Origin of the sequence: Streptococcus marimammalium DSM 18627 (genome assembly GCF_000380045.1) — a bacterium.
GTDB lineage: Bacteria > Bacillota > Bacilli > Lactobacillales > Streptococcaceae > Streptococcus > Streptococcus marimammalium.
In genome coordinates, this window is record NZ_KB904340.1 from 23,406 (window position 1) to 37,275 (window position 13,870).

The 13,870-nt window shown below is 32.2% G+C and carries 13 protein-coding genes and 2 pseudogenes; all 15 read left to right on the plus strand.

Features of this window, described 5'->3' with window-relative positions; all coding sequences use genetic code 11:
• Positions 1-113: 113 nt before the first annotated feature.
• The 15 genes and pseudogenes from pcrA (at position 114) to pstB (A3I1_RS0101690) (ending at position 13,864) form a co-directional block, all read left to right on the plus strand.
• On the plus strand, positions 114-2,366 hold the full coding sequence (pcrA, locus tag A3I1_RS0101625) for a DNA helicase PcrA (protein ID WP_018369577.1): 2,253 nt from the start codon (positions 114-116) through the stop codon (positions 2,364-2,366).
• Between the two features lie 69 nt (positions 2,367-2,435).
• The gene (locus tag A3I1_RS0101630; RefSeq protein ID WP_018369578.1) at positions 2,436-3,398 is read left to right on the plus strand and encodes an aromatic acid exporter family protein; all 963 of its coding nucleotides are present in this window, start codon (positions 2,436-2,438) and stop codon (positions 3,396-3,398) included.
• 55 nt (positions 3,399-3,453) lie between these two features.
• Positions 3,454-3,631 (plus strand): annotated as a pseudogene (locus A3I1_RS08670) (DUF2130 domain-containing protein); the annotation flags it as partial.
• A gap of 173 nt (positions 3,632-3,804) precedes the next feature.
• Positions 3,805-4,707 (plus strand): annotated as a pseudogene (locus A3I1_RS0101635) (DUF2130 domain-containing protein); the annotation flags it as partial.
• A gap of 39 nt (positions 4,708-4,746) precedes the next feature.
• Positions 4,747-5,634, plus strand: a complete 888-nt coding sequence (truB, locus tag A3I1_RS0101640; protein WP_018369580.1) for a tRNA pseudouridine(55) synthase TruB — start codon at positions 4,747-4,749, stop codon at positions 5,632-5,634.
• A gap of 42 nt (positions 5,635-5,676) precedes the next feature.
• On the plus strand, positions 5,677-6,588 hold the full coding sequence (locus A3I1_RS0101645) for a bifunctional riboflavin kinase/FAD synthetase (RefSeq protein ID WP_018369581.1): 912 nt from the start codon (positions 5,677-5,679) through the stop codon (positions 6,586-6,588).
• A 122-nt stretch (positions 6,589-6,710) separates the two neighbouring features.
• Positions 6,711-7,127: a Spx/MgsR family RNA polymerase-binding regulatory protein gene (locus tag A3I1_RS0101650; protein ID WP_018369582.1), complete on the plus strand. Its 417-nt coding sequence runs from the start codon at positions 6,711-6,713 to the stop codon at positions 7,125-7,127.
• A complete protein-coding gene (locus A3I1_RS0101655; RefSeq protein WP_026216729.1) occupies positions 7,117-7,398 on the plus strand; it encodes a UPF0223 family protein in 282 nt (93 codons plus the stop codon). Before A3I1_RS0101650 ends, A3I1_RS0101655 begins: the two co-directional genes overlap by 11 nt.
• A complete protein-coding gene (locus A3I1_RS0101660) occupies positions 7,385-8,140 on the plus strand; it encodes an inositol monophosphatase family protein (protein ID WP_018369584.1) in 756 nt (251 codons plus the stop codon). The genes A3I1_RS0101655 and A3I1_RS0101660 overlap by 14 nt, the downstream gene beginning before the upstream one ends.
• Positions 8,141-8,216: 76 nt before the next feature.
• Positions 8,217-9,524 (plus strand): RsmF rRNA methyltransferase first C-terminal domain-containing protein, encoded by a 1,308-nt coding sequence (locus A3I1_RS0101665; RefSeq protein WP_018369585.1) that lies wholly within the window; start codon positions 8,217-8,219, stop codon positions 9,522-9,524.
• 77 nt (positions 9,525-9,601) lie between these two features.
• On the plus strand, positions 9,602-10,477 hold the full coding sequence (locus A3I1_RS0101670; protein ID WP_018369586.1) for a phosphate ABC transporter substrate-binding protein PstS family protein: 876 nt from the start codon (positions 9,602-9,604) through the stop codon (positions 10,475-10,477).
• Positions 10,470-11,402 (plus strand): phosphate ABC transporter permease subunit PstC, encoded by a 933-nt coding sequence (gene pstC / locus A3I1_RS0101675; protein WP_018369587.1) that lies wholly within the window; start codon positions 10,470-10,472, stop codon positions 11,400-11,402. Before A3I1_RS0101670 ends, pstC begins: the two co-directional genes overlap by 8 nt.
• Positions 11,392-12,276 carry a phosphate ABC transporter permease PstA gene (gene pstA, locus A3I1_RS0101680; protein ID WP_018369588.1) on the plus strand — a complete coding sequence of 295 codons (885 nt, stop codon included), beginning with the start codon at positions 11,392-11,394 and terminating at the stop codon, positions 12,274-12,276. The genes pstC and pstA overlap by 11 nt, the downstream gene beginning before the upstream one ends.
• Positions 12,277-12,288: 12 nt before the next feature.
• Entirely contained in the window at positions 12,289-13,089 is an 801-nt protein-coding gene (gene pstB / locus A3I1_RS0101685; RefSeq protein WP_018369589.1) for a phosphate ABC transporter ATP-binding protein PstB, read from the plus strand.
• 16 nt (positions 13,090-13,105) lie between these two features.
• Positions 13,106-13,864: a phosphate ABC transporter ATP-binding protein PstB gene (pstB, locus tag A3I1_RS0101690; RefSeq protein WP_018369590.1), complete on the plus strand. Its 759-nt coding sequence runs from the start codon at positions 13,106-13,108 to the stop codon at positions 13,862-13,864.
• Positions 13,865-13,870 lie beyond the last annotated feature (6 nt).

Genomic DNA, 13,870 nt, shown 5'->3' on the forward strand with positions numbered 1-13,870 from the left:
TCCATTATAGACGTTAGTACTTAAAATGATACGCAAGTCACTGATGTAAGATTTTCTTTTTTTGTGATAGAAAAAATGGTATAATTTTTAAATAGACTTGTAAGGGAGAAAACATGAATTCACTATTAAAAGGCATGAATCAAAAACAAAGTGAGGCTGTTCAAACGACCGAAGGACCATTACTCATTATGGCAGGTGCAGGGTCTGGGAAAACACGTGTATTAACCCATCGAATTGCTTATCTGATTGATGAAAAAGGTATCAATCCCTGGAATATTTTAGCCATCACTTTCACCAATAAAGCAGCAAGAGAAATGAAAGAAAGAGCTATGGCGCTAAATCCTGCCACACAGAATTCTTTAATTGCTACTTTTCATAGTATGTGTGTACGCATTCTTAGAAGAGAAGCTGAATTTATCGGCTACAATCGCCAGTTTACGATTATTGATCCTGGTGAGCAAAGAACACTCATGAAACGAGTGGTGAAAGAACTCAACATTGATCCAAAACAATGGAGTGAACGTAGTATTTTAGGTACTATATCCAATGCCAAAAATGATTTGATTGATGCTAAGACCTATGAAAAGACTGCTAGTGATATCTATCAACGAATTGTTGCAAAATGTTATACCCTTTATCAATCAGAATTACAAAAAAGTCAAGCTATGGATTTTGATGATTTAATCATGCTGACCTTACGATTATTTGATGAAAATCCACAAATTCTATCCTACTATCAACAACGTTATCAATACATCCATGTAGATGAATACCAAGACACAAACCACGCCCAGTATCAGCTAGTCAAATTATTAGCCAGTCGTTTTAAAAATATATGTGTGGTTGGTGATGCTGACCAATCGATTTATGGTTGGCGTGGAGCTGACATGCAAAATATCCTTGATTTTGAAAAGGATTACCCAGATGCCAAGGTTGTTTTATTGGAAGAAAACTACCGTTCGACAAAGAAGATACTTCAAGCGGCAAATAAGGTTATTGAAAATAATAAAAATCGTCGTCCCAAACGCTTATGGACTCAAAATAATGATGGCGAAGCCATTGTTTATTATCGAGCGAGTGATGAGTATGATGAGTCTATTTTCGTTGTCAGTGAAATTGCTAAGCTAGTTAAAGAAACAAAAAGAAGTTACCAAGATTTTGCAGTGCTTTATCGCACAAATGCCCAATCAAGAACGATAGAAGAAGCCCTTTTAAAAGCTAATATGCCATATACCATGGTTGGTGGGACAAAGTTCTACTCTCGTAAAGAAATTCGTGATATTATTGCATTTTTAAATGTGATCGCAAATCCAAGCGACAACATCAGTTTTGAAAGAATTGTTAATGAACCCAAAAGAGGTGTTGGTCCTGGTACCATTGATAAATTACGTCAATTTGCTTCATTAAATGATTTTTCTCTTGTAAAAGCAGCTAGTCAAATAATGATGTCTCAGATAAAAGGAAAAGCAGCTCAAGCTATTTTTGACTTATCAAACAATCTTCTTCAATTAAGAGAACAATTGGATCAGTATTCTATTACTGATTTGACAAAAAAAGTTTTAGAAATCACAAGTTATCTAAGAGCCCTTCAAATTCAAAATACACTTGAGAGTCAATCACGAATGGAAAACATTGAAGAGTTTCTGTCAGTGACCAAGCATTTTGACGACTTAGAAACAGAATCACAAAAGGAGACAGGACTTGATCGTTTAATACGTTTTCTTAATGATTTAGCTTTAATCAGTGATACAGATGATGGTTCAACAGAAAATGCTCAAATAACACTAATGACACTTCATGCGGCTAAAGGATTGGAGTTTCCTATCGTGTTTCTTGTCGGTTTAGAAGAAAATGTATTTCCTTTGTCAAGGGCGCAAGAAAACCAAGATGAATTAGAAGAAGAACGTCGCTTGGCCTATGTTGGTATTACTCGTGCTGAAGAAGTTCTTTATCTGACTAATGCTAATTCTCGCATGCTCTACGGAAAAACAAGTTATAATTTCCCAAGTCGTTTTATCAAAGAAATTGATGACGACTTACTAGACTATCAAGGCTTTGCTAGACCTACAAATGTTTCAATATCTCCTGTTCCATTTTCTTCAAATAATGCCTCGCCAAACACTCGCAAAGCAAGTACATTCAAAAACGAAAGATCATCAATCATACCTTTAGGGCAAACTAAGGCATCAGTCGGCCAAGAGGTGACAAAATGGGAAATTGGTGATATTGCCCTTCATAAAAAATGGGGACAAGGGATTGTTTTGGAAATTTCAGGTAGTCAAGATTCCCCAGAACTGAAGATTAAGTTTCCTGAGATTGGTCTAAAAAAAGTATTAGCCAACATAGCACCTATTACAAAAAAATAAGATGTATTTAAATCAAAAAATGACTGACATTACTCTTTTTAGATAAATTTTTAAAGAAAGGGAATTATCATGTCTCTTTTGCAACGAACGATTAAATTGGTTTTTGCGACTATTATTGCTATTTTTTTGGCAAATCAATTAGGTTTGTCAAATCCTACCTCAACTGGAATTATTGCCATTCTTAGTATTTTAGACACGCGCCGGTCATCTTTTAAAATTGCTAGACAACGATTGTTTTCAACAATTTTAGCCCTTTTTATTGGAACTATAGTTTTTTTATTTCTGAATTTTTCCCTTTTTAGTTTAGCAATTTACTTACTCATTTACATACCCCTAGCATATACTTTCCAACTAGAGAGTGGTATTGCACCAAGTACTGTGTTAGTAACTCATTTGTTAATAGCCAAAAATGTATCGTTTCCTTTTTTCTTAAATGAATTTTCACTATTTTTAATTGGAACTGGTGTTGCACTTGTTTTCAATCTTTATATGCCTTCTAAACAAAAAGAAATTGAAGGCTATCTTACTGAAGTAGAGTCACTTTTAAAAGAGATTTTACTAAAATTTGATTGTTTTTTAAGAACAGGTGACGGTCGAAATGATGCAGAACTCATTAATCAATTGGATATTCTTTTAAAAAAAGCTTTATCAGTTGTTTATCTTGATAGACGAAATCAGTTGTTTAAACAGACTAATTACCAAGTCCACTATTTTGAAATGCGACAAGCTCAATTAAAAATTTTAAAAGAAATGGCCAAACGTATTAATCATTTTCAATATAAAAGTCCCGAAAGTTATCTTTTAGCTCAACTCTTTGTTGAAGTATCCTCTCAACTTAGTGAAAAAAATTCTGGCAAAAGTTTGTTAAAAGATATCAATGCCTTTTTAGAGTCCTTTAGAAAACGAGAGCTCCCTAAAACACGGCATGAATTTGAGACACGTGCTATTTTGTTTCAACTCTTATACGATGTTGAGCGGATTATCCAACTAAAAGTAGATTTTTATCATGATTATAGTGATACACTGTCTTAAAATGATTTACTTACTCTAATTATATTTATACTGTTAGAAAGCAATGAGGTTAGTAATGAATACAATCAAATGTCCACATTGTGGTACCACTTTTACTGTCAATGAAACCGAATATAGTGAACTTTTAGCACAAGTTCGTGGGACAGAATTTGAAAAAGAAATCCATGAGCGTTTGGCAAAAGAAGTTGCTTTATTAGAAGAAAAAGCTAAAAATCAACTTCAAAAATCTTTGAGTGAAAAAGAACAAAGGATTGTGACTTTAGAAAACCAAATAAAAACTCAAGAAAAGGCAAAAAATCTTGAGATAGAAAGCTTGTTAGCTAAAAAAGAACAAGAAATTATTACTGTCAAAAATCAACTCAATCAAGTGACGCTTGAAAAAGATTATGAGTTAAAAGAAAAACTCTCTCAAATTGAAAAAGAAAGAGATGATGCTAAAAGTGCTCTTATCTTGCAAGAACAAAAGCAAGAATTAGCTTTAAAAAACATTCAAATTGATTATGCAGCTCAATTAAAAGCAGCTAATGAACAAGTTGAATTTTATAAAAATTTCAAAGCTCAACAATCAACAAAAGCAATTGGTGAGAGTTTAGAGGTTTTTGCAGAGACAGAATTTAACAAAGTGAGAAATCTTGCTTTTCCTAATGCTTATTTTGAAAAAGACAATCAAGTGTCTCAAAGAGGCTCAAAAGGGGATTTTATTTACCGAGAAACCGATGATAATGGTGTTGAGATTCTTTCCATCATGTTTGAGATGAAAAATGAATCCGACGAAACAAAAACCAAGCATAAAAATGAAGATTTTCTCAAAGAACTCGATAGAGATAGAACTGAAAAAAATTGTGAATATGCTGTTTTAGTCTCTATGCTTGAAGCAGATAATGATTATTATAATACAGGTATTGTTGATGTTAGCCATAAATATGAGAAAATGTATGTTGTCAGACCACAATTTTTCATTCAATTAATTGGGATTTTGCGTAATGCCTCAATGAATTCATTGAAATTCAAACAAGAATTGGCTCTAGTCAAAGAGCAAAATATTGACATCACACATTTCGAAGAGGATTTAGAGGTCTTCAAAAAAGCTTTTGCTAAAAATTATCAATCGGCAAGTTCTAATTTTAAAAAAGCCATTGATGAGATTGACAAAACCATTAAACGAATGGAAGCCATTAAAGCAGCATTAACAACTAGTGAAAATCAATTAAGACTAGCTAATAACAAATTAGATGATGTATCAGTTAAAAAATTAACAAAAAAGAACCCAACCATGAGAGAAAAATTTGATCATCTTAAAAAGCAATAAAAAATTATCGCTAAGAAACGAGTGTGCTATAATAAGAATATGATTTCAGGAATAATTAATTTAAAAAAAATAGCTGGCATGACATCTCACGATGCTGTCTTTAAGCTTAGAAAACTTTTAAACGAAAAAAAAATAGGACATGGTGGAACACTTGATCCTGATGTTACTGGGGTTTTACCTATTGCTGTTGGTAAGGCTACCCGTGTTATTGAATTTATGACAGATTCTGGAAAAGTTTATGAAGGTGAGGTGACACTTGGTTTTTCCACAACAACTGAAGACAGTAGTGGTAATCTTGTTGATGTGTCGCCCATTCATTCTAACGAATTAACCGAAGAAAAAGTTGATATCGCCATGAAAAGCTTTATTGGTGAAATTGAACAAGTGCCCCCAATGTATTCTGCTGTTAAAGTAAAAGGTAAAAAATTGTATGAGTATGCAAGAAATGGCGAAACTGTTGAGCGTCCGAAGCGACAAGTGAGAATTGATGAGTTCGTAAGAACAAGCCCTCTATGTTTTAAAGATGATACCTGTTCTTTTTCTTTCAAAGTAAAATGTAGTAAAGGCACTTATGTTAGAACACTAGCAGTTGATTTAGGAAAACAACTTGGTTTTGCTAGTCACATGTCGTTTCTAACTCGTACAAGTGCTGCTGGTCTAAATTTATCAGATGCGCTAACACTTGATCAAATTGATAAAATGATTGCACATAATGATTATTCTTTTCTTTTACCAATGACTTTTGGTGTTTTAGATTTACCAAAAATTGAATTAACTAAGGAGATGGTTACCGAGATTTCTCATGGTCGCTTTATTCATCTTGCTGAAAATAAGCAAATGATTCTTGCTGGTTTTTATAACAATCAATTGATTGCTATTTTAGAAAAACGAGATCATCACTATAAACCCAGAAAGGTTCTCATTTAAATACTTTTGCACTGTTTTTGCAAAGTATGATAAAATTACAATATGAAAATTTTCGAAATAAAAGATTTTAATGATATTACCCAAAATGAAGAGACTGTTTTAGTACTCGGTTATTTTGATGCTTTACATAAAGGCCATCAAAAACTTTTGACAAAAGCAAGAACAGTAGCTGATAAAAATCAGTCTAAAGTTGCTTTAATTACTTTTAAGGAATCACCAAAAGTTGTTTTTGCTCCTTATGAGGAAACACTTTTAAAGCATGTCCATTACCCTGAAAAACGTTACGCTAAATTAGCTGAGTTTGGTGTTGATTATCTTTATTTAATTGATTTCACTAGCCGTTTTGCAAGAATAAGTGCTAATGATTTTATAAAAACCTATATAACTAGACTAAAAACAACAACTATTGTAGTTGGTTTTGATTATCGTTTTGGCAGTGATTTACAGAACTCTTCTTATCTAGAGAAACATTTTTCTGGTCAAGTAATTGTCATTTCTCCAGTTACTGTTGACCATAAAAAAATCAGTTCTAGCTGGATTAAAGAGTTGATTGCTAAGGGTCAAGTTGCAAAAGCTAACGATTTATTGGGGTTTCCCCTTTCAACAAGAGGAATTGTTTCTCGTGGTGATGCAAGAGGAAGAACTATTAGCTATCCAACTGCCAACCTTGCATTAATTGATAAAACGTTTGTACCGGCTGATGGTGTTTATGTGACTGATGTTATCGTTCAAGAAAAAAAATACCGTTCTATGACAAGTATTGGAAAAAATATTACATTTGATGGCAAAAAATCAACCATTGAAATTCATATATTTAATTTTAATGAAGAAATTTATGGTGAAACAATTGAAGTTATCTGGCTTGAAAAGATTAGAGAAATGATACGTTTTTCTGATGTGAAAGCATTAGTTGGCCAGTTAAAAATTGATGAACAAATTGCTAAACATTGGTAATCAATAGAAAAACAACAATTTTGTTAAAATTATCAATTATTTTAATAATATTCAAAAAAAACATAGCAAAAGTGGTTTGTTTTTGTTATAATGAAGTAAATAAGTGTAAAGAGGTTGATAATATGATTACCTTATTTTTGTCTCCAAGCTGTACGAGCTGTCGTAAAGCAAGGGCTTGGTTAAAAAAACATGAAGTCGAATTTAAAGAGCATAACATCATCACAAGTCCTTTGAACCATGATGAATTAATGAGTATTTTGTCATTTACTGAAAATGGCACAGATGACATTATTTCTACTCGATCAAAGGTGTTTCAGAAACTAGATATTGATGTTGATGATTTATCAATTTCTGAGTTAATTATCTTAATTGGAGAAAATCCAAGTTTATTAAGAAGACCAATCATTATGAATGATAAAATGATGCAAATTGGTTATAACGAGGATGAGATTAGAGCTTTTCTTTCTCGTAGTTATCGTAAACAAGAACTTAAGGACGCCACTATCCGAGCAGAAATCGAAAGGAAAGATGATGTCTAATTATTCTTATCCGCTAGATTTATCTTGGAGTACTGAAGAAATGATATCAGTACTCTATTTTTTAAATCAGATTGAAAAAGCCTATGAATCAAAAGTTGAAGTATCAACTTTATTAAGTGCGTATGAAAATTTCAAAAAAATAGTGACCAGTAAAAGTCAAGAAAAACAAATTAACAAATCATTTGAAAAAGTTAGTGGATATTCTATTTATCAAGTAATGAAATTTGCTAAAGAAAAACAGAAGGGCGTGATTTCTTTTGGAAAAAATTGAATTTGCGAAACAGTTAATTTTGGAAGCTGGACAGTTTATCAAAAGTAAAATGAATCAAAAACTCAAAATTGAAATGAAAGATTGTTTTAACGATCTTGTCACTAATATTGATAAAGATGTTCAAGAGCTAATCATCACTCAAATTAAAAAAAAATATCCTTTTGATTTTATTTTAGCAGAAGAAAATAATGTCAGACACGAATGGAATAAAGGAAATGTCTGGATAATAGATCCAATTGATGGCACAGTAAATTTTATCGCTCAAAAAACTGATTTTGTTGTTATGATAGCTTACTTTGAAGAGGGAGTTGGAAAATTTGGATTAATCTATGATGTTATGAATGACATTTTATTTAGTGGTGGTGGGGATTTCCCAGTTTATTGTAATGAAAAACCACTTCCTATTTATCAGCCTAAAGAACTTCATCAAATGCTAATTATTAGTAATGCCAAGATGTTTGCTGAAAATGACCATGGTATTGCTAATTTGGTAACACATAGCTTGGGTTGCCGTAACTATGGAAGTGCAGGAATTAGTATGAGTCGTGTTTTAAATGGACAGGCTTGGGCATATTTTTCTTATATTTATCCTTGGGATTATGCTGCAGCAAGTATTATGGGTGAAAAACTTGGCTACCAACTTCTTACACTATCAGGAGAAAAACCAAATTTTAAAACACGTCAAAAAATGATGTTTTTTCCAAAAGTTGATAAAAAAATCATTGATCAATTTATTAAATAATTATCTCATTAAAACCCATTTTAGGGTTTTTATTTTTTTCTATACGATTGACAATAAAGTATAGTATAATGGAATTATGAATTTACCAAATGAATTTTTGAAAAAATATAACCAATTATTACAAGAAGAAGCAGTGGCTTTTTTTGATAGTTTTTCTCAACAACCAATATCAGGATTTCGCGTTAATCCTTTAAAAAAACAGCTTCCAGTATTTTCAGACTCTATTAAAAACACACCATGGGGATATTATGGTAAAGTGTCTGGTCATTCAATTGATCATGTGACAGGGGTTATATACTCACAAGAACCTGCCTCACAAATGGTAGGACAAATAGCAGCACCACAAAAAGATGATAGAGTATTAGATTTAGCTGCAGCACCAGGCGGTAAAAGCACACATTTATTATCTTATCTTCGAAATACTGGTGTTCTTGTCAGTAATGATATTTCTTCTAAAAGAAGTAAAATATTAGTAGAAAATATTGAACGTTTTGGTGGTAGAAATGTTGTTGTAACCAATGAAAGCTCTAAAAAATTAGCAACAGTTTTTAAAGAATATTTTGATATCATCGTTTTAGATGCTCCGTGTTCTGGAGAAGGAATGTTTCGAAAAAATTCTGAGGCGATTACATATTGGAATGCCGATTATCCTTTGAAATGTAGTTTTTTACAAAAAGAAATCCTTGAAGATGCTTTAAAAATGTTAGCACCTGGTGGAAAATTAATTTACTCTACTTGTACATGGTCTAAAGAAGAAAATGAAGATATTGTTTCTTGGTTATTAGAAACCTATGATTTTTTGAAATTAGTTGACATTGAAAAAATAAATGGTATGAAAGAAGGAATTGGCATACCTGAAACTGCAAGAATGTACCCACATCATTTTAAAGGAGAAGGTCAATTCGTAGCCATGTTAATGGACAAAAGAGAGAAACTAAAACATTCTTGTAAACCTGCAAAGTCTAATTTGTCAAAAGTACAATTACAACTTTGGCATGATTTTCAAAAAAAACACTTGACTAATAAATTAGAAGGGCTTTTACAATGTTTTGGACAAGAACTTTATCTTTTACCATTGGACTTACCAGATTTGTCAAAACTTAAAATAGCAAGAAATGGGCTGCATCTTGGTACTTTTAAGAAAAATCGTTTTGAACCAAGTTTTGCACTGGGTGTTGCTTTAACAAGTGATGAGGTTATTAATACTATTGAAATTGATGAAAAAAACTTTAAAAACTACCTTTCTGGAAATACTATTACCTTAACTAAAGAACGTTCAAAGGGATGGTATCAACTATTAGTTAAAGGAAATGGTCTTGGTTTTGTTAAAATTGTTGGAAATACAATTAAAAATTTTTATCCAAAAGGTCTTCGTCTCCCTTAAAAGATTTATTTATCTGATATTGGATAATTTATTTATGATATCTATAGTTTAATGTTATGAAAGTAAAAGGTTTGAATATGAAAAAATTGAAACAGTTTCTTGGTTTAAGTTTATTAATTCTAGGATTGCTATTTTTAACTTCTTGTTCCAGTTGGATTGATAAGGGAGAATCTACTACAGCAGTTGGTTCAACAGCACTACAACCACTTGTTGAAACAGCAGCAGAAGAATTTTCCAAAGAGCATATCGGTAAATTTATTAATGTTCAAGGTGGTGGCTCAGGAACAGGTCTATCTCAAGTACAATCAGGTGCTGTAGATATAGGTAATAGTGATTTGTTTGCTGAGGAAAAACAAGGAGTAGATGCTTCTATTTTAGTTGACCATCAAGTAGCAGTAGTTGGAGTTACTCCTATTGTTAACTTAGAAGTTGCAGTTGATAATCTATTAGTTGATGATCTTAGAAAGATTTTTTCTGGAGAGATAACCAATTGGAAAGAAGTCGGAGGTAATGATTTAGAGATTGTTATTATCAATCGCGCTTCAGGTTCTGGAACAAGAAAGTCTTTTGATGATATTATCATGAAAGGAACACCATCTAAAAAATCTCAAGAACAAGATTCTAACGGAACTGTTAGAAGTATTGTATCTCAGACACCAGGTGCTATATCTTATCTTTCTTTTTCTTATGTTAATGATATGATTAAAGCTGTGAGTCTTGATGGCTTTGCGCCTACTGAGGAAAATGTTCATGTCAATAATTGGCCAATTTGGTCATATGAACACATGTATACTAAAGGTGAGCCTACAGGTTTAACCAAAGAATTTTTAGATTACATGCTTAGTGATACTGTTCAAGAAGGAATCGTGAAAGAAATAGGTTATATTTCTATTAACGATATGAAAGTTATCAAAAAAGCTGATGGCACAGTCATGGAGAAATTAAATGAATGACATTTCTAAACGTTTATTATCGAAATCAAAGAATTCTCGTCTTGAGAAAATGGGAAAGACATTCACTTTTTTTTGTTTACTACTGATTGTTTTTGTGGTGATTTTAATTTTACTTTTTATTGCTCAAAAAGGCTTATCCACTTTTTGGGTCAATAAAGTTAATGTCTTTAATTTTTTGTTTGGGACAGAATGGAATCCATCTTTAAAAGATGACAATGGTCAGTATGTTTTAGGGGCTTTACCAATGATTTTAGGCTCTTTTATTGTGACTGTCTTATCTGCAATCCTTGCGACACCCTTTGCAATTGGAGTAGCCTTATTCATGACAGAAGTATCCCCTAAAAGAGGAGCTAAAATAATGCAACCAGCAATAGAATTACTTGTAGGCATTCCTTCGGTTGTTTATGGTTTTATCGGGCTAACAGTCATAGTGCCAATAATTCGTTTCTTTTTTGGCGGATCAGGTTTTGGTATCTTATCAGGTGTATTTGTTTTGTTTGTTATGATTCTACCAACTGTTACTTCAATGACAGTAGATACCTTAAAGTCACTTCCAAGACATTATAAAGAAGCTAGCTTAGCCTTAGGAGCAACTAGATGGCAAACAATAAGAAGGGTACTTTTAAAAGCTGCTACACCAGGTATTTTGACAGCAATTGTCTTTGGTATGGCGAGAGCTTTTGGAGAAGCACTGGCAATTCAAATGGTTGTTGGTAATGCAGCTATCATCCCAACAAGTTTAACAACACCAGCAAGCACTCTAACATCAATTTTGACAATGGGAATTGGAAATACAGTTATGGGTACAGTTCAAAACAATGCTCTTTGGAGTCTTGCTATGATTCTACTTTTAATGAGTCTTGTGTTTAATATGTTGATAAAACATATTACTCGTCCGAAAGGAATGAAAAACTATGCACGCTAAAAAAATTGATAATTTGGCCACCTTTATTTTATTTGCAATATCAGGAATTGTACTTTTAATTTTAATTGGCTTAATTGGTTATATTTTAGTTCAAGGAATCCCTCACATTAGCTGGAACTTTTTGGTCGGTCAATCTAGTTCTTATAAAAGTGGAGGTGGAATTGGTATCCAACTATACAATAGTATTATCCTTTTAGTAATTACTCTTTTAATTTCTTTTCCAATTTCTTTAGGAGCGGGTATTTATTTGTCAGAATATGCTAAACCTAATCAATTAACAATTATTATTAGAAATACAATTGAAATTTTAAGTTCTCTTCCTTCAGTTGTTGTAGGACTCTTTGGCTTTTTAGTCTTTGTTGTTCAATTTGGTTATGGATTTTCAATTATTTCTGGTGCTATGGCTTTAACCATTTTTAATTTACCAATGATGACAAGAAATGTTGAGGAAAGTCTAAAATCAGTTCATCATACACAGCGTGAAGCTGGGCTAGCCTTAGGACTCTCTAGATGGGAAACAATTGTTCATGTTGTTGTTCCAGAAGCTTTACCAGGTATCATTACTGGTATTGTTTTAGCAAGTGGTAGAATATTTGGTGAAGCAGCTGCACTTATTTATACAGCAGGACAATCAGCTCCATCACTTGATTGGTCAAATTGGAACCCTTTTAGTGTATCTAGTCCAATTTCCATTTTTCGACAAGCTGAAACTTTATCAGTTCATATTTGGAAAGTAAATAGTGAAGGAACCTTACCAGATGCACTTGAAGTATCTGCAGGAAGTGCAGCTGTTTTAGTGATATTTATTCTTCTATTTAACTTATCAGCTCGCTATATTGGCTACAAAATTCATCATAAAATAACATCGAAATAAAGGAGAGTTACGGTGGAATATAATTGGAATGAAAAACATATTGTCACTTTTGATAAGAATGACATCTCTCTTGAAACAAAAGATCTTCATGTTTTTTATGGCAAAAAAGAAGCTATTAAGGGAATTGATATGCAGTTTAAAAAAAATAAAATAACTGCACTTATTGGCCCATCAGGTTCTGGAAAATCTACTTATTTAAGAAGTTTAAATCGAATGAATGATACGATTGTTTCAGCAAAAGTAACTGGAGAAATTTGGTATGAAGGCATTGATGTTAATCGTCCTGAAATTAATGTTTATGAAATGAGAAAAGAAATTGGTATGGTTTTTCAAAGACCTAATCCTTTTGCCAAATCCATTTATCGTAACATAACTTTTGCACTTGAAAGAAATGGTCTTAAAGATAAACAAATATTAGATGAGGTTGTTGAAACTTCCCTTAAACAAGCTGCTCTTTGGGAACAAGTAAAGGATGACCTTCATAAATCTGCTTTATCATTGTCAGGTGGACAAAAACAAAGATTGTGTATTGCAAGAGCCATTGCTGTTAAGCCAAATATTTTATTAATGGATGAACCAGCTAGTGCACTTGATCCTATTTCAACAATTCAAGTAGAAGAAACAATGATGGAGTTAAAAAAACACTACACGATTATTATTGTAACTCATAACATGCAACAAGCTGCTAGATCAAGCGATTTTACTGCCTTTTTTTATGATGGTGATCTCATAGAATATGATAAAACCAAAACTATCTTTCAAAATGCCAACCTTTCATCAACATCCGATTATGTTTCTGGACGTTTCGGTTAAAAAGAAAGGAGAAAAAATGTCAAAAGAAATTTTACGTGTCAGTGATTTATCACTCTACTATGGTAAAAAAAAGTCACTTAATAATGTCACTATGGATTTATATCCTAATGAGATTACAGCTTTTATTGGTCCATCTGGTTCTGGAAAATCTACCTTACTTAGATGCTTTAATAGGATGAATGATCTAATTCCAGATGTAACTATTACTGGTTCAATTATGTACAAAGATCATAATATATATAGCCCAAGAATGGATACGGTTGATTTAAGAAAGAATATTGGTATGGTTTTTCAACAACCAAACCCATTTCCTATGTCAATTTATGAAAATGTTATTTATGGTTTACGAATAAATGATATCAATGACAAACAATTATTAGATGAAGTTGTTGAAACCTCCCTTAAAGAAGCATCAATTTGGGAAGAAGTTAAAGATAGATTACACGATTCTGCTCTTTCTTTATCGGGCGGACAGCAACAAAGAGTTTGTATTGCAAGAGTTTTAGCAACTAATCCTAATGTTATTTTGTTAGATGAACCAACTAGTGCACTTGATCCTATCTCTTCAAGAAAAGTTGAAGAAACCCTATATGAATTAAAAAAAGAGTACACTTTAATTGTAGTTACACACAGCATGCAGCAAGCTAGTAGAATGTCTGATAGAACAGCTTTCTTTTTAGATGGTAGTCTAATTGAATACGATAGAACAAAAAAAATCTTTTTGGACCCTGCAAAAAAAGAAACAGAAGACTATATTACCGGTAAGTTTGGATAGGAGATA